Here is a 19,052-nt window from a genome sequence, read left to right as displayed (position 1 = left end):
TCCCCTTACGCCTTCACAGCTGGTTTAACAATCAGATCGCACCCAGTTGCACCCGGGACGCCACCTTTGACCAGCAGCAGGTTGCGCTCAGCGTCAACACGTACTACTTCCAGGCTCTGAACGGTTACGCGCTCATTACCCAGCTGACCAGCCATTTTCTTGCCTTTGAACACTTTGCCCGGAGTCTGGTTCTGACCGATAGAACCCGGAACGCGGTGTGACAAGGAGTTACCGTGTGTAGCGTCCTGGGTACGGAAGTTCCAGCGCTTAACGGTACCTGCGAAACCTTTACCTTTAGAGGTACCGGTAACGTCTACTTTTTTAACGTCAGCGAAAATTTCAACACTGATGCTCTGGCCAACAGAGAACTCTTCACCTTCGGTGCGGAATTCCCACAGACCACGGCCAGCGTCAACGCCAGCTTTAGCAAAATGACCTGCTTCAGGCTTGCTCACACGGCTTGCTTTTTTAGCACCGGTGGTAACCTGGATAGCTTGGTAACCATCGTTGTCCAGGCCTTTGACCTGAGTAACGCGGTTTGCTTCAACTTCGATAACGGTTACTGGGATTGAAACGCCATCTTCAGTGAAGATGCGGGTCATACCCACTTTTTTACCGACTAAACCAATCATTGTATCAACCTCTCAATCGCTCGATGACCTGATTAACCCAGGCTGATCTGCACGTCAACACCGGCAGCCAGATCCAGACGCATCAGAGCATCAACGGTTTTTTCAGTTGGCTCAACGATGTCTACCAGACGCTTGTGAGTGCGGATTTCGTACTGATCACGCGCGTCTTTGTTAACGTGCGGAGAGATCAGAACGGTAAAACGCTCTTTGCGGGTTGGCAGCGGGATCGGACCACGTACCTGCGCACCAGTGCGCTTGGCAGTCTCAACGATTTCCGCGGTTGATTGATCGATCAGGCGATGATCAAACGCTTTAAGACGGATACGGATTCTTTGGTTCGACATGAGACCAAGGCTCCAAACATTTTATAAACGAAAAGAATTACTACCCGCATCCATTACGATTGATGGAGGAGTGTAATCGTTCAGCATATAACTCCACAATTGGGAGTATTGTCAGGCGATACATAGACAGCTATCCCCTGCGATTCTGCTCGAATCGCGCCGCACCAATATCGGCAGGCCCGCGCATTATACGTAAATCAGCTTAGGAAGCAACCCGTGTTGTGTTTTTAACCACATCATTCTCGTTTTGAAGGCGAAAAAACCCGCGACAATCGTTTTAATTGCCGCGGGCTGGCGAGACATAGCTTGTTCAACATAAGTCTAATGTTCGTTTTGTTCTTTTAGTTGAGACTGAAGATAGTTTTGCAAACCGATTTTTTGCACTAGCTCGAGTTCCGTTTCCAGCCAATCGATGTGCCCTTCCTCCTCCGTGAGAATCTCAATCATCATGTCCCGGCTGACATAATCATGAACTTTGTCCGCATATGCTATTGCTTCGCGCAAATCCTTTGCGCCTTCAAGTTCTAATGCTAAGTCAGACTGCAGCATTTCCGGGACATCTTCACCAATGCGTAATCGCCCGAGATCTTGCAAGTTAGGAATGCCTTCCAGAAATAAGATGCGTTCGATGTACTTGTCGGCATGCTTCATTTCATCGATTGACTCGTGATACTCAACATCGTTGAGGCGTGTTAAACCCCAGTTCTTAAACATACGCGCATGAAGGAAGTACTGATTAATTGCAACCAGCTCATTCCCCAGCAATTTATTGAGATAACTTATGATTCTACCGTCGCCCTTCATTTTGCTTCCTCCGCTTCCAACTACATAAATCGTAGATGCGGATAGAGGGAAGTCAAAAAAACTCGACAGTTATTGTGGTTATTGCCAGGTGTGTCAGGCTATCTCTTTATACGGTGGTACGTTTTGCAGTTCATCTTCCATAATTTCCCGAGCAAAGCGCACACATTTTCCACACTGCTTACCAATCGGCACTAATTGGCGGAGCTGCTGCATGGATTTAGGTTGATAGCGGCGAACCACTTCGCGGAGGGTTTTATCACTCACGGCATTACACAAGCAGACGTACATTTACTGCGGACTCCCGTACAATTTATGATCAAATTGTAAATGAGAATTGTTTTTATTTCAAACCTGCCTTTTATGTGGATTTAGTCATAACTCAAATTTCAGGTAAAAAAAAAGAGCACCTAAGTGCTCTCTTTTGTGCCGCGGAGGCTACCTTAGCAGCCTCCGACATTAACGCAATTAAGCGATAATTGTAGCAACAACACCCGCACCAACAGTACGGCCGCCTTCACGGATAGCGAAGCGCAAGCCTTCATCCATCGCGATTGGGTGGATCAGCTCAACGGTCATCTGAACGTTGTCGCCTGGCATTACCATCTCAACGCCTTCTGGCAGCTCAACGTTGCCGGTCACGTCAGTGGTACGGAAGTAGAACTGTGGACGATAGCCTTTGAAGAACGGAGTATGACGGCCGCCTTCATCTTTAGACAGAACGTACACTTCTGAAGTGAACTTGGTATGCGGCTTGATGGTAGCCGGCTTAGCCAGAACCTGGCCACGCTGGATGTCTTCACGCTTGATACCACGCAGCAGAACGCCGCAGTTCTCGCCTGCCTGACCCTGGTCCAGCAGTTTACGGAACATTTCAACGCCGGTACAAGTAGACTTAACAGTCGCCTTGATACCAACGATTTCAACTTCGTCGCCTACTTTAACGATACCGCGCTCAACACGACCGGTAACAACGGTACCACGGCCAGAGATTGAGAATACGTCTTCGATTGGCAGCAGGAACGGCAGGTCGATTGCACGTACTGGCTCTGGGATGTAAGTATCCAGATGCTCAGCCAGCTCAATGATCTTAGCTTCCCACTCAGCGTCGCCTTCCAGCGCTTTCAGAGCAGAACCACGAACGATTGGAGTGTCGTCGCCTGGGAAGTCATATGCTGACAGCAGGTCACGTACTTCCATTTCAACCAGTTCCAGCAGCTCTTCGTCATCAACCATGTCGCACTTGTTCAGGAACACGATGATGTAAGGAACGCCAACCTGACGACCCAGCAGGATGTGCTCACGGGTCTGAGGCATAGGGCCGTCAGTCGCAGCAACAACCAGGATTGCGCCATCCATCTGCGCAGCGCCAGTGATCATGTTTTTCACATAGTCGGCGTGGCCTGGGCAGTCAACGTGCGCATAGTGGCGAGTCGGGGTTTCATATTCAACGTGAGAAGTGTTGATGGTGATACCACGAGCTTTCTCTTCTGGCGCCTTATCGATTTCATCGAATTTGCTTGCCTTACCACCGTAGGTTTTAGCCAGAACGGTAGTGATTGCTGCAGTCAGGGTGGTTTTACCGTGGTCGACGTGACCGATGGTGCCCACGTTTACGTGCAGTTTGTTACGCTGAAATTGCTCTTTCGCCATGGCGATAATTCCTTACGTTGTGCCTTCATGATTCATGAAGGCATCAGTTAACATTTTTAAACCGTAGCTTATTTGCTACGAGCTTCAATAACGGCCTGAGCGACGTTGTTCGGCGCATCATCGTACTTCAGGAACTCCATGGAGTAAGAAGCACGGCCTTTGGTCAGAGAACGCAGCTGGGTTGCATATCCGAACATTTCAGACAGCGGAACTTCAGCATGGATCTGAACGCCAGTAGCGTTAGATTCCTGTCCTTTGAGCATACCACGACGACGGCTAAGGTCACCGATAACGTCACCGGTGTTCTCTTCCGGAGTCTCTACTTCAACCTTCATGATTGGCTCAAGCAGAACAGGCTGCGCTTTCTTAAAGCCATCTTTAAAGGCCAAAGAAGCGGCCAGTTTAAACGCCAGCTCAGAGGAGTCGACATCATGGTATGAACCGAAGTGCAGACGAACACCCAGATCAACTACCGGATAACCAGCCAGTGGACCTGATTTCAGCTGCTCCTGGATACCTTTATCAACCGCAGGGATGTATTCAGTTGGAATCACACCGCCCTTGATATCGTTGACAAATTCGTAACCTTTCGGGTTCACACCTGGTTCCAGCGGGTACATGTCGATAACAACATGACCGTACTGACCACGACCACCAGACTGCTTGGCGTGTTTACCTTCGATATCGGTAACTTTAGTACGAATCGCTTCGCGATAAGCTACCTGAGGTTTACCGACGTTCGCTTCAACGTTGAATTCACGCTTCATGCGGTCAACGATGATGTCGAGGTGCAGCTCACCCATACCGGCGATGATGGTCTGGTTAGATTCTTCATCAGTCCATACGCGGAATGATGGATCTTCTTTAGCCAGACGGCCCAGAGCAAGACCCATTTTTTCCTGGTCAGCTTTGGTTTTTGGCTCAACAGCGATAGAGATTACTGGCTCAGGGAATTCCATGCGCTCAAGAATGATGACGTTGTCTGGATCACACAGGGTGTCACCAGTGGTCACGTCTTTCAAGCCGATCGCTGCGGCGATATCGCCCGCACGAACTTCTTTGATCTCTTCACGTTTGTTGGCGTGCATCTGTACGATACGGCCCAGACGTTCGCGGTTTGACTTAACCGGGTTGAACACGGTGTCACCAGTGTTAACCACACCAGAGTAAACGCGGAAGAAGGTCAGGTTACCTACAAACGGGTCGGTAGCGATTTTAAACGCCAGTGCAGCAAACGGCTCATTGTCATCAGAGTGACGTTCAGCCGGAGTGTCTTTACCGTCGTCCAGCATACCGTTAATCGCGGTAACGTCAGTCGGTGCTGGCAGGTATTCAACAACCGCATCCAGCATCGCCTGAACACCTTTGTTCTTAAATGCAGAACCACAGGTTACCAGGATGATTTCGTTGTTCAGCACGCGCTTACGCAGAGAAGTTTTGATCTCTTCTTCAGTCAGCTCTTCGCCACCAAAGAATTTATCCATCAACTCATCAGAGCCTTCAGCTGCAGCTTCAACCAGTTTTGCACGCCATTCTTCGGCCAGTTCCTGCATATCCGCTGGGATATCTTCGTAAACGAAGGTGACGCCCTGATCGGCATCGTTCCAGTTGATCGCTTTCATTTTCACCAGGTCAACAACACCGGTGAATTTCTCTTCTGCGCCGATAGCCAGCTGAAGTGGAACTGGGTTTGCACCCAAGCGATCCTTCATCTGACCAACAACTTTCAGGAAGTTAGCACCCATGCGGTCCATTTTGTTAACGAACGCAATGCGTGGAACTTTATATTTGTTAGCCTGGCGCCATACGGTCTCAGACTGTGGCTGAACGCCACCAACTGCACAGTAAACCATTACTGCGCCATCAAGCACACGCATAGAACGCTCAACTTCGATGGTGAAGTCAACGTGTCCCGGGGTGTCGATGATGTTTACGTGGTGTGGTTCAAACTGCTTAGCCATACCAGACCAGTAACAGGTAGTCGCAGCAGAGGTAATGGTAATACCACGTTCCTGCTCCTGCTCCATCCAGTCCATGGTTGCTGCGCCGTCATGAACTTCACCGATTTTGTGGTTTACACCGGTGTAGAACAGAACGCGTTCGGTAGTTGTAGTCTTACCGGCGTCGATGTGCGCACTGATACCGATGTTACGGTAGCGCTCAATGGGTGTTTTACGAGCCATTTGATTCCTCTGTTTCTTAGACGTTCTAAGTTAAAAAAGCCCAGCAGGTGAGTCACTGGGACGCCCGCTGGGTTAATAACAACTACGTTGCTGTTACCAGCGGTAGTGTGCGAACGCCTTGTTGGCTTCTGCCATGCGGTGAACGTCTTCACGTTTCTTAACTGCAGTACCTTTGTTTTCTGCAGCATCAGAAAGTTCGTTCGCCAGGCGGAGAGCCATAGATTTATCACCGCGTTTACGAGCAGCTTCTACGATCCAACGCATTGCCAGGGCATTACGACGAACCGGACGGACTTCAACTGGAACCTGGTAGGTAGAACCACCAACGCGACGTGACTTAACTTCGACAGTCGGACGCACGTTTTCGAGAGCAACCTCGAACGCTTCCAGGCCATCTTTACCAGCGCGTTGAGCCAGGGTATCAAGCGCGGTATAGACGATAGATTCAGCAGTAGATTTTTTACCATCTACCATCAGGATATTTACAAATTTAGCCAGCAGCTCTGATCCGAACTTAGGATCCGGCAGAATTTTACGCTGACCAATGACGCGACGACGTGGCATGGAAATACTCCGTTGTTAATTCAGGATTGTCCAAAACTCTACGAGTTTAGTTTGACATTTAAGTTAAAACGTTTGGCCTTACTTAACGGAGAACCATTAAGCCTTTGGCTTCTTCACGCCGTATTTGGAGCGTGACTGCTTACGGTCTTTAACACCTGAGCAGTCCAGCGCGCCACGAACGGTGTGGTAACGCACACCTGGCAAGTCTTTAACACGACCGCCACGGATCAGGATCACGGAGTGCTCCTGCAGGTTATGACCTTCACCGCCGATATAGGAGGTAACTTCAAAACCGTTAGTCAAACGCACACGGCAAACTTTACGCAGTGCTGAGTTTGGTTTTTTAGGGGTGGTGGTGTACACACGAGTACAAACACCACGTTTCTGCGGGCAAGCTTCCAGCGCAGGCACGTTGCTCTTTGCAACTTTGCGTACGCGTGGTTTGCGAACCAGCTGGTTAACTGTTGCCATTAAATAGCTCCTGGGATTTAGCTTTTTGCTTCGTAAACACGTAATAAATCGCCTCGTATTACTACGAGGAGGCAGAATTTTAGGGCTGTGTCAAAAGGGTGTCAAGAAATAACCAGGTTTTCGCTCTTACCAGGCCACTTGTTGTTGATGCTTCGCTGTCAAGGCAACGAAACCAGTATAGTCCAAACGTGCTACTTTGGTCGAAATTTGCTCAACCAGGCCGCGCGCCACCACATCTTCTTCTAACACCCACAGCATGGCCGGCGTGGCATTGAGCTTGACTAACATCTGGCTGCCTGCAAGAGCCGCAGTCACGCCATCCTGTAATAAAAGCAGATCGTCACCTTCCTGTAATAGCAGCAGCAGGCTATCAATGTCGCATTGCCAGGGAGATTGCAGCAGCGTGAAGAGCATAATTGGTTCTCAGAATCGAATAATACGATGATAAGTAGCAAGCTTCGCGCGAAGCGCTGCGGCGTCCAGCACGTCAGCGGCCAGCACGCGCTCCGCAGTCAGACTTTGTCCACGCGCCTGCAGCGAATCAGCACAAACATAACACTGGTCAATATCGTACAGCGCCAGTACGCCAAAAGTGGCGATATAGTTGCGCGCCAGTATCTGCTCGGGCTGCTGACCAGGATTCAGTTGCATTACCCCATCACCGATAAAGAATAGGCCGATGTCTTCACTTAACGCACCTGTGGCCAAAACAGCATCAAGCCCTTCCCTGCCGGCGCTACTGCCGTGCGGAGCCTGAGTAAAGAGAAAAGCGACACGGTTCATCAGAATTGCACCAGCCGATCGCAGCGAAGCGCGGCTTCCGCCAGGGCACCCAAACCGCTCAGTTCAAATCCCGGCTGCAAATTACTGCCCGGCAGTTGCAGGCGCGTCGCCTCCTGCGCATCGGTTACACCACGGCGCAGCGCGGCCGCTACGCAGATATTCAGTGCGGTACCCCTTTCACTACTCAGCTGCTGCCATTCACGCACCATATCGACCTCATCGCTGGCTGGTGCACTCAACTGGTTGGCGTTCAACACGCCTTCGCGATAGAAGAACACGCTCTCAAGCTGATGCCCAGCCTGCACCAGCGCACGTGCAAACAGCAACGCACTGCTGGCATGCTGGGTGCCGTAGGCAGGTCCGGTAACCAGCAAGGTGTAGCGCATTAGCGATCCTGCCCCTGAAAATCACCGCTTTTGAACTGGCGGATATAGAGGTAAACCGTATGCTTTGAGATATTGAGGCGATCGGCAACTTGGTTAATCGCATCTTTAATATCGAAGATGCCCTTTTCATACATATTGAGCACGATCTGGCGATTCTTCGCATTGTTAGAGACGTTACGGTCAGCGCTCACTTCTTCAATCGCGAACTCTAGCGTTTGCATGACCAGGTCTTCTACCGAGCTGGCAAAATTAACGTTGGAATCAACCTGCTGCATTTCCGGTGGCATAAAGGTCGACATAATCTGCGAGAACGGCACGTCAAGGTTCATGTTGATACACAGCAGGCCAATCACGCGCTGTTGACGATTACGAATTGCAATGGTGACCGATTTCATCAGCACGCCGCTTTTCGCGCGTGTGAAGTAGGCTCTGGAAACATTGCTGTCTGCGCCATGCATATCGTGCAGCATACGCAGTGCCAAATCGGTAATCGGCGAGCCCACCTTGCGACCGGTGTGTTCACCGTTAGCGATGCGCACGGCTGAACATTTCAAATCTTCCAGAGAATGCAGCACGATTTCACAGTGCGAGCCAATCAGCATCGCAAGGCCATCAACAACGGCTTCGTAAGATTTGAGGATATCGAAATCGGCTTGCTCGAACGGACGCTGCTCCAGTAAATCGAAGTCAGTCAGTTCACCGGGATTGAATGGATTAGACATCGAAGACATTACCCTAAATGGCTGGAGCCTGTCTCGACAGCTTTGGGGCAGACTCATATGGTGATAGTTATGCAGGCGCTAGTCTGGCAAATGTCGCCCGCTTATGCCACACCTTTACTGTGCCTCTTCCAAATAAAAGACGCCGCCCGGAGGCGGCGTCATACAGCAAGTGCAAATTACTGCGCTTTCTGATCGGCTGCGACCGGAGCCTGCGCTTTCTCGTCGGCTTTCGGCGCCGGTTTGATGTCGAGCAGCTCAACATCGAACACCAGCGTGGAGTTTGCCGGAATACCCGGAACGCCATTTTTGCCATAAGCCAGATTCGGTGGGATCACCAGCTTGATCTTGCCGCCTTTCTTCACGTGCTTCAGACCTTCGGTCCAGCCGGGAATCACACCATCCAGACGGAACGACAGCGGTTCGCCACGGGTATAAGAGTTATCGAACTCAGTACCGTCAATCAGCGTACCCTTGTAGTTTACTACGACAGTGTCGCTGTCTTTTGGCGCGTTACCGGTACCTTCTTTCTCTACCTGATACAGCAGGCCAGATTCGGTTTTCTTCACGCCTTTTTCTTTGGCAAATTTATCTGCGTAAGCTGAACCCTTATCTGCGTTCTCTTTCGCATCTTTTTCCATCTTCTCTTGAGCGGCGCCTTTTACGCGACCCTCAAAGGCCTGCAGGGTTTGCTCGATCTCTTGATCAGAGAGTTTGCTTTTGCCACCAAATGCGTCCTGAACACCTGCGATCAACTGATCTTTATCCAGCTTGATGCCCAGTTTCTCTTGTTCCTTCAGAGAGTTGTCCATGTAGCGACCAAGGGAAGCGCCCAGCGCGTAAGCTGACTGCTGGTCTTCATTTTTGAAAGCAGCATTTTTTGGTGCTTGCGGCGCGGCCTGTGCAGCATCTGCTGCTGGAGCTGCGGCAGTTTCTGCTGCCATAGCCAGCGGTGCATTCAGCGCGACAGCCATGGTGGTAGCTAACAATGTGACTTTAAACAGTGATTTCATCCTTTCTCCAAAACCGAAGCCTCTCACCTCGGGAATCATTGCGGACTGAGGCCCACACTATAACTTTACGTGGCAGCGGCGAACACTCCCACAATGTAATTACCCGGTCAACCTCCGACCTTTTTTGCTTCAGGAAGTTTCATCAGAGATATAGGCGCTATGCGGCTTTTCAATGCAGTATGCCACTTAAAGGTAAAATATCAGGTGATTCTGAAGCCAAAGGCCGTAGAATCACGCCCGAAACAGCTTAACGCGTCGTACCGGCAGATGAGGAAAGATCATGCAATCAATAGAATGGGAACAACGCCTCGAGGCGCTGGAAAGCAAACTGGCTTTTCAGGAATACACCATCGATCAGCTCAATCAGACCGTGGTTCAGCATGAGCTGGAGATGATAAGACTGCGCGAGCAGGTTCGTCTGTTAGTGGACAAGGTGAAGGATAGCGCACCGTCGATGATTGCGTCGCAATCAGAAGAAACACCCCCGCCGCATTATTAAAAAAGAAAGGCCACCTAAAGGTGGCCTCGCAAAGCGTTACACTGATTAGTGGCTGCAGCCGCAACCGCCAGTGCCACAGCCGCCCTGGCCGTGATCGTGACCATGATCGTGGTCGTGATCATGATGATGACCATCCGCACCATGCACGTGGCCGTGCGCCAGCTCTTCTTCGGTTGCTGCGCGAATCGCGACAACTTCCACATTGAAGTTCAGATTTTGACCAGCCAGCATGTGGTTACCATCAACCACAACGTGCTCATCTTCAACTTCGGTGATTTCAACCGGTACTGGGCCCTGATCGGTTTCTGCCAGGAAGCGCATGCCCACCTGCAGTTCGTCAACGCCCATAAACACGTCTTTTGGTACGCGCTGTACGAGGTTGTCATCGTACTGACCGTAAGCGTCATTTGCCGGGATATGCACGTCAAACTTATCGCCTACATCATGATTTTCCAGCGCTTTTTCCAGACCAGAAATCAGGGAACCATGACCGTGCAGATAGTCCAACGGTGCACTCACCGGTGACTCGTCAACCAACACACCGTCTTCGGTACGAACCTGATACGCCAGGCTCACCACCAGGTCTTTTGCTACTTTCATGATATCTCCTAACCGTTGAGAACTAAGATCCCGTCCCATTGGTCAATTTTGCGTGCAATAACCAACCAGAAAGGTTCAAGACTGAGGATGCCAATTGTGTCGTGACATACTGCTCAGCGTTAATGGCGCCGATTGTAGCGGAATTCAATCCCGCTGTAAGTTCAAGCTTAAAAAAAGCTGAGCCAATGCGCTACTCAGGATGAAAAATGCCGATCACTTGCTCATTGCTGCGAACCTGATCGCGCACTTGCTTATCGGCTTCACGCATCTGATGGCCGCACTCGACGCACTCCACCACATCAACATTGTTTTCACGCCACAATGCTAACGTGTCTTTCTCCTGGCAGTGCGGGCAAACCGCACCGGCAATAAATTGTTTACGCATACTGTTTCCTGCCGTCGTTAAGGAACGGATAAATTAAGTATAGATCTACTCGTCATCCCAGCCGTCAAACTGGCGTTTTTCGTGCTGCATTTCGCGCTGGAAAATATCCTCTAACTCACGTCGGGCTTCACGCACACGCGAAACCTGCGCGCTGTCATCGTGGCTCGGCACCAGTTCGCGCAGCATACGCATATCCAGACGGCGGAAATGTTGCTGCGCGCGCTGCGCCTGATGCGGATGCATCCCTAGCGAAATCAACGTCTTGCGCCCCAGCTCAAGCGCACTGGAGAAAGTCTCACGCGAGAACAGCGTAACCCCTGCCTGCAGCAGTTCGTGTGCTTCAACACGACCACGCGCGCGCGCCAGAATTTCCAGCTGCGGAAAATGCTGCTGGCACAGGTGTACGATGGACATCGAATCTTCCGGATCGTTACAAGTAATGACGATGGATTGTGCATTCTCCGCGCCAGCTGCACGCAGCATCTCCAGCTCGGTGGCATCACCATAGTAAACCTTATAGCCATATTTACGCATCAGGCTCACCGCAGAGATATCGCGCTCCAGCACCGTAATGCGTTTGTTGTTAGCCATCAACAAACGACCCACTACCTGACCAAAACGCCCAAAGCCAACCACAATCACCTGTGGCTGATCGTCCTCAACAAAATGCTTCTCGGCATTCTCATCGGGCTCGTTAAAGCGGTGCGCGAGTAAACGATCTATGGCGTTCATCAGCAGCGGTGTGGTCATCATGGAGAGCGTTACCGTCACCAGCAGCAGCGGCATTTGGTCGCCGCTAAACATCTTCGCTGAAGATGCCGCAGAGAACAGCACAAAGGCAAACTCGCCGCCCTGGCTTAACACGCCGGCAAACTGTTGACGCTCTGAGCTGCGCAAGCCATAAATGCGCGCGAGCACATACAGCACCAGCGTTTTCACCGCGACCAGAATCACCACGCCCAGCAGAATTTCAACGATGTGGGTATAAAGCACGCCAAGGTTGAGCGCCATGCCTACTGAGATAAAGAACAGCCCCAGCAGCAGCCCTTTGAACGGTTCGATGGCGACTTCCAACTCGTGACGATATTCACTTTCCGCTAACAGAATACCCGCGATGAAGGTACCCAGCGCCATCGACAGGCCGAGCGCGTCCATAAACAGCGCCGATCCCAGTACCAGCAACAGCGACGCTGCGGTAAACACTTCACGCACGCCGGATGCCGCAATAAAACGCAGGATGGGACGCAACAGATAGCGACCACCAATCAGCATTCCGGCAAACGCCAGCACCTTCATGCCCACTTTCAGCCAGTCAACGTGACCGCTGTCGCCGCCTGCGAGCAGCGGCACCAACGCTAAAGCCGGAATCACCGCTAAATCCTGGAACAGCAGCACCGAGAAGCCGAGCTGACCAGATTCACTGCGGTTCATGCCTTTGTCACGCATCAGCTGTAGCGCCATGGCTGTCGATGACATGGCCAGACCAATCCCGCCAATCACTGCCGCCTGCCAGCTAAAGTCGGTGAGCCACAATAATCCCCCCAGAATCGCCGCCGAGATCAGCACCTGTGCTGCACCCACGCCAAATATTGAACGGCGCAGCGACCAGAGTTTCGAGGGATTCAGCTCAAGGCCGATAATGAACATCAGGAACACCACGCCGAGTTCGGAGAAGTGCAAAATCTCCTCAACGTCGCTGATGAAACCCAGGCCCCACGGACCGATGGCAATCCCCGCCAGCAGATAGCCCAACACCGCACCAATGCCGAGACGCGCCGCAATCGGCACGATCAGCACGGCCGCAACCAGATAGATCACGCCGGCCGTGAGTAACGTTTCGCCTTCCATCACACCCCTCCTTGCGGCAGCGGTGAAGCCAGCCAGTCGCCATATGCCCGCGCGAAATTACGCATCACTTCTGGCGTTTGGCGTCGCGCCCAGTAAATCACCATCGGCGTCATCCAGTGCATACGGCACATCTGCGCCGTCAGCTCAAAGGGACGCATAATGTCACTCATCGGATAACGATTCAGACCGCTATGATGATAAGCCGCTTCCGGTTCGCCAGTGGTCACCACGCTGCGCCAGTATTTGCCCTCCAGCGCATTGCCATCCGGGCCGCTGGCAAAACCGCGCGACAGCACGCGATCCAGCCACTCCTTCAGCAGCGCCGGGCAGCTGTAGGTATAAAGTGGATGTTGGAAGACGATGATTTGATGCTCGCGCAGCAGCTGCTGCTCATAGTGAATATCAATAAAAAAATCCGGATAGTGGGCGTATAAATCGTGCACCGTGACGTGGTCCAGTTCCATAGCCGACTGCAGCAAAACCCGATTAGCAATCGAATCCTGTGATTCCGGATGGGCGTAAAGCAGCAAAATTTTGGGTGGCTGCGACATCGTTCCCCTCCAAAGCGTCGTCACGGCACAGGAATTCCGCTACCATGCTCGACGCAACAAACATTATCGAATTATGTTGCCGACAAATTAACATATTCTGACGATACGGCGCTTATGATTGTCTTTTCAGCACTACAAATTCGCCGCGGCACCAACGTGCTGCTGGATAACGCAACGGCCACCATCAACCCTGGGCAGAAAGTCGGCCTGGTGGGCAAAAACGGCTGCGGCAAATCGACGCTGCTGTCGTTGCTTAAGGGCGAAATCAGCAGCGATGCCGGCAACGCCACGTTCCCCAGCAACTGGGCGCTGGCGTGGGTCAACCAGGAAACCCCGGCGCTGAGCAAACCCGCGCTGGATTATGTTATCGATGGCGACCGCGAATATCGTCAGCTTGAATCTGAATTGGCCGATGCCAATGCGCGCAACGATGGCAACGCTATCGCGCTGCTGCACGGCAGGCTCGATGCCATTCAGGCGTGGAGCATACCTGCTCGCGCCTCCAGCTTGTTGCACGGTTTGGGCTTTAGCCAGGAACAATTAATGCGGCCGGTGAGCGATTTTTCCGGTGGCTGGCGTATGCGCCTCAACCTTGCCCAGGCGCTGGTGTGCCGTTCCGATCTGCTGCTGCTGGATGAACCGACTAACCACCTCGATCTCGATGCCGTAATCTGGCTGGAACGCTGGCTGAAAAGCTATGAAGGCACGTTAGTGCTGATTTCGCACGACCGCGACTTCCTCGATCCGGTGGTGGATAAGATCATTCACATCGAACAGCAGACGATGTTCGAATACACCGGTAACTACAGCTCGTTCGAGCGTCAGCGCGGCGCCAAACTGGCGCAACAGCAGGCGCTGTTCCAGAGCCAGCAGGAAAAAGTGGCGCACCTGCAGAAGTATATCGACCGCTTCCGCGCTCAGGCGACCAAAGCTAAGCAGGCGCAGAGCCGTATTAAAATGCTCGAGCGCATGGAGCTGATTGCGCCCGCGCACGTCGACAACCCGTTTAGCTTCAGCTTCCGCGCGCCGGAAAGTTTGCCGAATCCGTTGCTGAAAATGGAAAGAGTCACCGCCGGTTATGGCGAGCGTATCATTCTTGACGCCATCAAACTCAACCTGGTGCCAGGTTCACGCATTGGCCTGCTGGGCCGTAACGGCGCGGGTAAATCGACGCTAATTAAACTGTTAGCGGGCCAATTAGAAGCGCTGGATGGCAAAGTTGGCCTGGCGAAAGGTATCAAGCTTGGCTACTTCGCTCAGCATCAGCTGGAGTATCTGCGTGCCGATGAATCACCGCTGCAACATTTGTCCCGCATTGCGCCGAAAGTGCTCGAACAACAGCTGCGCGACTATCTGGGCGGCTTCGGCTTCCAGGGCGATAAAGTCAGCGAATTCACTGAACGTTTTTCCGGCGGTGAGAAAGCGCGTCTGGTGCTGGCCCTGATTGTCTGGCAGCGTCCGAACCTGCTGCTGCTCGATGAACCGACCAACCACCTCGATCTCGATATGCGTCAGGCACTGACCGAAGCGCTGATTGATTTTGAAGGCGCGCTGGTGGTGGTATCGCACGATCGTCATCTGCTGCGCGCCACCACCGACGATCTTTATCTGGTGCATGACGGCAAGGTCGATGTGTTTGAGGGCGATCTGGAAGATTATCAGCAGTGGCTGAGCGATGTGCAGAAGCAGCAGGCACAACAGGATGCCGCGCCGAAGCAGGATAACGGCAATAGCGCGCAATCCCGTAAAGATCAGAAGCGCCGCGACGCTGAACTGCGCGCACAAACCCAGCCGCTGCGTAAAGAGATCGAAAAGCTTGAGAAGCAGATGGCGAAGTGGCAGAGCCAGTTGAGCGATGCTGAAGCGCAATTGGCCGACAGCGCGATTTACGATCAGAGCCGCAAAGCCGATTTGAATGTGGCATTGCAGCGTCAGGCAGAAAGTAAGGCCGCGCTGGAAGAGGTCGAAATGGCATGGCTCGATGCGCAGGAACAGCTGGAGCAGATGCTGGCACAGTGATGTACGACGCCCTCACCCCAGCCCTCTCCCGCAAGCGGTAGAGGGAGCCGATCGAGCATAAATTCAATACAGAGCACCACCTAAACATTCCCTCTCCCGCCTGCGGGAGAGGGTTAGGGTGAGGGCCAGCCTTAAACCGGCTTATCCCCCAACACCGTCGCGCGATGCATCACCCGCCGCGCTGGATAATAATCCGCGTTCGCATAATGTTGCGTTACGCGGTTATCCCAGATCGCCACATCATTCTCCTGCCAGCGCCAGCGCACCTGAAACTCAGGCTTAGCGGTGTGCCAGAACAGGAAGTTGAGAATCGCCTCGCTCTCTTTTTCGCTCAGTCCCAGCAAACGCGTAGTAAAACCTTCGTTCACAAACAGCGCTTTGCGTCCGCTGACCGGATGCGTGCGAATCACCGGATGCTGCACCGGCGGATTTTTCGCCACCGCCTGCTGCCAGCGCTGGTGCTCCTCTTCCGTTTTGCGGTATTTGTACTCCTGGAACGACTTTTTAAAATCGTGTTCCGCCTGTAATCCACTTAACAGCTGCTTAAACGGCTCAGACAGCGCTTCATACGCCGCAATCCCGCTAGACCACAAGGTGTCACCGCCGCTTGCTGGCAGCAGCTTCGAAGCCAGAATGGCAATTGCCGGCGGCGTTTCAATAAAGGTGACATCGGTGTGCCAGTTGTCGTTATCCGGCGGGTTGTCCTGATGCGTATCCAGCACAATGATCTCTTCCACACCCTCGGCATGTGGATAAACCGGATGGATATGCAGATCGCCAAAGCGAATCGCCAACGCACGTTGCTGCTCAGGGGTAATCACCTGATTACGCAAGAAAAGCACCTGATGGCGCAGCAGGCCGTGATAAAGCTGCTCAAACTGGGCATCACTCAGCGGACGACTGAGATCGACATCGCTGACCTGCGCCCCGATATACGGGCCCAGAGCGGTAAAAGTAAGACGTTCGTTCATTGCTGTTCTCCATTCCAGGGCGTCAGGCGGCGCTGCAACGCGCGCAGACCCAGTTCTAAGCCAAAGGCAATCAGGGCAATTACGGCGATACCGGCCAGCACCACATCGGTGGCGAGAAACTCACCGGCCGACTGCACCATAAAGCCGAGCCCGCGCGTAGCGGCAATCAGTTCGGCCGCGACCAGCGTTGACCAACCTACGCCGAGACCAATCCGCAAGCCGGTGAGGATTTCCGGCAGCGCGCCGGGCAGAATCACAAAACGCAGCAGCTGCCAGCGCGAGGCACCCAGCGCCTGCGCAGCGCGAATTCGCACCTGCTGCGCATTCTTCACTCCCGCCAACGTCGATAACGTCACCGGGGCGAAAATCGCCAGATAAATCAGTAAAATTTTTGAGGTTTCGCCGATGCCGAACCAAATCACCATCAGCGGTAAATAGGCCAGCGGTGGCACCGGACGATAAAGCTCAATGAGCGGATCCAGCAGGCCGCGAATCGAGGGGCTCAAACCCATCGCAATACCAACCGGAATGCCAATCAGCGCGGCAAAGAATAGCGCCACCAGCATACGCGCCAGGCTGGCACCTAAGTGCTGCCAAAGCGTAGCGTCCATAAAGCCTTGCGGGCTGGCAATCAATATCAGTTTTTGCAGCACCACCTGCGGCGGCGGTAAAAACAGCGGCGCAATTAAACCGAGCGCCGTGATGCCCCACCACAGCAACAGCAGCACGCCTACGCTCAACAAACTGAGAGAGAACTGGCGGGAAAATGGCCAGCGCAGTCCGCGACGACGCGTTTGGGTTTTCTCATCAATCACCGCACTCATAGGAACGCCTCGCGCTGGGAAAAGACCTGGTTCAACACATATTCCCGACGTTCGATAAACGCCGGGTCGGATTTAATAGCGCGGCACGGTTCCCCGGCGGCGAAGCGCTGGCCAAAATCGAGCTTCAGGCGTTCCACTACGCGGCCCGGGCCGGGTGACAGCAGAACTAATTCACTGGCAAGGAACACCGCTTCTTCGATGTCATGGGTGATCAACAGAATCTGCTTGCCGGTATCACGCCACAGCGTCAGCAGCAGGGTTTGCATCTGTTCACGGGTAAACGCATCCAGCGCGCCAAACGGCTCATCTAACAGCAGCAGCTGAGGATCAGCCGCCAGCGCACGCGCAATGCCCACGCGCTGACGTTGACCCCCAGAGAGCTGCCAGATAAAACGCTTCTCTGCACCTTCAAGTCCTACTTTGCGGATTAAACGGCGTGCAATGTTATGGCGCTCCGCCTTCGCCATCCCCGCCAGTTGCAAGCCGAACGCAACGTTATCAATCACGTTACGCCACGGCAGCAAACCTTCATTTTGAAACACCACGCCGCGCTCGGCGCCCGGCCCTTGCACCGCTTTGCCATCCAGCGTAATGCTGCCGGATTCAAGCGGCAGAAAGCCGGCGATGAGATTCAGCAGCGTGGTTTTGCCACAGCCGGAGGGGCCCAGCACCACCAGCAGATCGCGGCTGCCCAGCTGCAGATTAATATCCTGCAGCGCGGGTTGACCGGCGTAACGCGCATTGAGATGGGTGATGTTGAGCATACGGCCTCCGTTATTTCGCTAAGGGTGCAACGAATCGCGTGGTGACGAAGCTGCTGTAATCGCTGTCGGCCTCAGGTACTTTGCCCTGCTCTTTCAGGAAGTTTGCGGTATCAACAATCGCTTTGTTTACCGGCTTACCGAGCTGCTCGACCTGCTGTTGCGCAGTCAGGTACGTGTTGCCTTTTACCAGCACCGGCACATCCCCTTCAGGAACGCCGCTCAGGCGCGCCAGCTTGCTCAAATTGTCTGGCTGCTTCAGCCATTGGTCCGGATTCGCGATGTAAGCCTGCTGCGCTTCAACGGCGCTGCGCGCAAAGGCGGTGACGATTTCCGGATGCTGCTGCGCGAAATCTTTACGCACTACCCAGACGTCCAGCGTTGGTGCGCCCCATTTGCCCACCTGCGAAGAGTCGGTCAGAACATTGCCATCTTTCTCCAGCTCATTTACCGCCGGAGACCACACGTAGGCGCCATCAATGTCACCGCGTTTCCAGGCGGCAATAATCGCCGGTGGCTGCAGATTCACTAACGTCACCTGCGAAGGCTTGATGCCCCAATGTTTCAGCGCGGCGAGGAAACTGTAATGGGTGGTAGAGATGAAGGGTACGGCGATGCGCTTGCCGATCAGATCTTTGGGATCCTTGATGGTTTTCTTCACCACCAGCGCTTCGGAGTTACCGAGCTGGGAGGCCAGCAGGAAAGCTTCAATCGGCAGTTTTTGCGTGGCGGCGACAGCCAGCGGGCTGGAGCCGATATTACCGATTTGAACGTCGCCCGACGCCAGCGCACGCAGCACGCTGGCACCGCTATCGAATTTACGCCAGTCAACCGTCGCGCCGCTCTCTTTGGCGAAGGTGTTATCTGCCTGTGCCACTTTGGCCGGTTCAGCCGACGTTTGATACGCCACGGTGACGTTGACCGCCTGCGCCTGGAACGCCATCAGGGCCAAAGCCGCAGCCACCGCCGTTATTGTTTTTTTCGTTGCCATCATCACTCACCCCAATGTGTTTTTGTGAGGGCAGTTTCTCCAGCGACAGTAGTT

General features: G+C 53.2%; 23 protein-coding genes. 2 read left to right on the top strand and 21 right to left on the bottom strand.

From position 1 onward, the window contains the following. Window positions 1-5: 5 nt before the first annotated feature. From rplC to fkpA, 13 genes are all read right to left on the bottom strand, one after another. Complete coding sequence (gene rplC, locus ACIP6T_RS22165; RefSeq protein ID WP_097095831.1) at window positions 6-632, bottom strand: 50S ribosomal protein L3; 627 nt, start codon at window positions 630-632, stop codon at window positions 6-8. Window positions 633-664: 32 nt separating this feature from the next. Further along, window positions 665-976: a 30S ribosomal protein S10 gene (gene rpsJ, locus ACIP6T_RS22160; RefSeq protein WP_006120582.1), complete on the bottom strand. Its 312-nt coding sequence runs from the start codon at window positions 974-976 to the stop codon at window positions 665-667. A gap of 321 nt (window positions 977-1,297) precedes the next feature. Beyond that, on the bottom strand, window positions 1,298-1,780 hold the full coding sequence (gene bfr, locus ACIP6T_RS22155) for a bacterioferritin (protein ID WP_097095830.1): 483 nt from the start codon (window positions 1,778-1,780) through the stop codon (window positions 1,298-1,300). A 93-nt stretch (window positions 1,781-1,873) separates the two neighbouring features. Next, window positions 1,874-2,068, bottom strand: coding sequence for a bacterioferritin-associated ferredoxin (gene bfd, locus ACIP6T_RS22150; RefSeq protein WP_097095829.1), 195 nt, complete (start codon window positions 2,066-2,068; stop codon window positions 1,874-1,876). A gap of 177 nt (window positions 2,069-2,245) precedes the next feature. Continuing rightward, a complete protein-coding gene (tuf, locus tag ACIP6T_RS22145) occupies window positions 2,246-3,430 on the bottom strand; it encodes an elongation factor Tu (RefSeq protein WP_097095828.1) in 1,185 nt (394 codons plus the stop codon). Window positions 3,431-3,498: 68 nt separating this feature from the next. Next, complete coding sequence (fusA, locus tag ACIP6T_RS22140; protein WP_097095827.1) at window positions 3,499-5,613, bottom strand: elongation factor G; 2,115 nt, start codon at window positions 5,611-5,613, stop codon at window positions 3,499-3,501. Between the two features lie 93 nt (window positions 5,614-5,706). Continuing rightward, window positions 5,707-6,177: a 30S ribosomal protein S7 gene (gene rpsG / locus ACIP6T_RS22135; RefSeq protein ID WP_007886246.1), complete on the bottom strand. Its 471-nt coding sequence runs from the start codon at window positions 6,175-6,177 to the stop codon at window positions 5,707-5,709. 96 nt (window positions 6,178-6,273) lie between these two features. Then, a complete protein-coding gene (gene rpsL, locus ACIP6T_RS22130; protein ID WP_006120575.1) occupies window positions 6,274-6,648 on the bottom strand; it encodes a 30S ribosomal protein S12 in 375 nt (124 codons plus the stop codon). A gap of 126 nt (window positions 6,649-6,774) precedes the next feature. After that, window positions 6,775-7,062, bottom strand: a complete 288-nt coding sequence (tusB, locus tag ACIP6T_RS22125) for a sulfurtransferase complex subunit TusB (RefSeq protein ID WP_097095826.1) — start codon at window positions 7,060-7,062, stop codon at window positions 6,775-6,777. 9 nt (window positions 7,063-7,071) lie between these two features. Further along, window positions 7,072-7,431, bottom strand: coding sequence for a sulfurtransferase complex subunit TusC (tusC, locus tag ACIP6T_RS22120; RefSeq protein ID WP_400458957.1), 360 nt, complete (start codon window positions 7,429-7,431; stop codon window positions 7,072-7,074). Next, window positions 7,431-7,817 carry a sulfurtransferase complex subunit TusD gene (tusD, locus tag ACIP6T_RS22115; RefSeq protein WP_345827962.1) on the bottom strand — a complete coding sequence of 129 codons (387 nt, stop codon included), beginning with the start codon at window positions 7,815-7,817 and terminating at the stop codon, window positions 7,431-7,433. The genes tusC and tusD overlap by 1 nt, the downstream gene beginning before the upstream one ends. Next, window positions 7,817-8,539, bottom strand: coding sequence for a transcriptional regulator (locus ACIP6T_RS22110; RefSeq protein WP_097095823.1), 723 nt, complete (start codon window positions 8,537-8,539; stop codon window positions 7,817-7,819). Before ACIP6T_RS22110 ends, tusD begins: the two co-directional genes overlap by 1 nt. 176 nt (window positions 8,540-8,715) lie before the next feature. After that, a complete protein-coding gene (gene fkpA, locus ACIP6T_RS22105) occupies window positions 8,716-9,549 on the bottom strand; it encodes an FKBP-type peptidyl-prolyl cis-trans isomerase (RefSeq protein WP_097095822.1) in 834 nt (277 codons plus the stop codon). A 280-nt stretch (window positions 9,550-9,829) separates the two neighbouring features. Between fkpA and ACIP6T_RS22100 the strand changes: the two genes are divergently transcribed. After that, window positions 9,830-10,048: a protein SlyX gene (locus ACIP6T_RS22100; protein ID WP_097095821.1), complete on the top strand. Its 219-nt coding sequence runs from the start codon at window positions 9,830-9,832 to the stop codon at window positions 10,046-10,048. 45 nt (window positions 10,049-10,093) lie between these two features. Here ACIP6T_RS22100 and slyD read toward each other — a convergent pair whose 3' ends face one another. The 4 genes from slyD to kefG form a co-directional block, all read right to left on the bottom strand. Continuing rightward, window positions 10,094-10,648 carry a peptidylprolyl isomerase gene (slyD, locus tag ACIP6T_RS22095; RefSeq protein WP_049851962.1) on the bottom strand — a complete coding sequence of 185 codons (555 nt, stop codon included), beginning with the start codon at window positions 10,646-10,648 and terminating at the stop codon, window positions 10,094-10,096. Window positions 10,649-10,838: 190 nt separating this feature from the next. Beyond that, a complete protein-coding gene (locus tag ACIP6T_RS22090) occupies window positions 10,839-11,033 on the bottom strand; it encodes a YheV family putative zinc ribbon protein (RefSeq protein WP_007892203.1) in 195 nt (64 codons plus the stop codon). Between the two features lie 45 nt (window positions 11,034-11,078). Continuing rightward, entirely contained in the window at window positions 11,079-12,881 is a 1,803-nt protein-coding gene (kefB, locus tag ACIP6T_RS22085; protein ID WP_097095820.1) for a glutathione-regulated potassium-efflux system protein KefB, read from the bottom strand. After that, entirely contained in the window at window positions 12,881-13,432 is a 552-nt protein-coding gene (gene kefG, locus ACIP6T_RS22080; RefSeq protein ID WP_097095819.1) for a glutathione-regulated potassium-efflux system ancillary protein KefG, read from the bottom strand. Before kefG ends, kefB begins: the two co-directional genes overlap by 1 nt. Window positions 13,433-13,546: 114 nt before the next feature. Between kefG and ACIP6T_RS22075 the strand changes: the two genes are divergently transcribed. Further along, window positions 13,547-15,451 (top strand): ABC transporter ATP-binding protein, encoded by a 1,905-nt coding sequence (locus ACIP6T_RS22075; protein WP_400458949.1) that lies wholly within the window; start codon window positions 13,547-13,549, stop codon window positions 15,449-15,451. 131 nt (window positions 15,452-15,582) lie between these two features. On the opposite strand, the gene tauD is transcribed toward ACIP6T_RS22075, so the two are convergent. From tauD to tauA, 4 genes are read right to left on the bottom strand one after another with little or no spacing between them, the layout of a single operon-like run. Further along, window positions 15,583-16,422, bottom strand: a complete 840-nt coding sequence (tauD, locus tag ACIP6T_RS22070) for a taurine dioxygenase (RefSeq protein WP_400458946.1) — start codon at window positions 16,420-16,422, stop codon at window positions 15,583-15,585. Beyond that, complete coding sequence (tauC, locus tag ACIP6T_RS22065) at window positions 16,419-17,246, bottom strand: taurine ABC transporter permease TauC (protein WP_097095816.1); 828 nt, start codon at window positions 17,244-17,246, stop codon at window positions 16,419-16,421. Before tauC ends, tauD begins: the two co-directional genes overlap by 4 nt. Beyond that, on the bottom strand, window positions 17,243-18,010 hold the full coding sequence (gene tauB / locus ACIP6T_RS22060) for a taurine ABC transporter ATP-binding subunit (protein WP_097095815.1): 768 nt from the start codon (window positions 18,008-18,010) through the stop codon (window positions 17,243-17,245). The genes tauC and tauB overlap by 4 nt, the downstream gene beginning before the upstream one ends. Window positions 18,011-18,020: 10 nt before the next feature. Next, window positions 18,021-19,001 (bottom strand): taurine ABC transporter substrate-binding protein, encoded by a 981-nt coding sequence (tauA, locus tag ACIP6T_RS22055; RefSeq protein WP_097095814.1) that lies wholly within the window; start codon window positions 18,999-19,001, stop codon window positions 18,021-18,023. Between the last annotated feature and the right edge of the window lie 51 nt (window positions 19,002-19,052).

Source organism: Pantoea sp. NPDC088449, assembly GCF_044753225.1.
GTDB lineage: Bacteria > Pseudomonadota > Gammaproteobacteria > Enterobacterales > Enterobacteriaceae > Pantoea > Pantoea floridensis.
The sequence above is the reverse complement of the archived record's forward strand: the minus strand, read 5'-3'. Positions and strand labels throughout refer to the sequence as shown.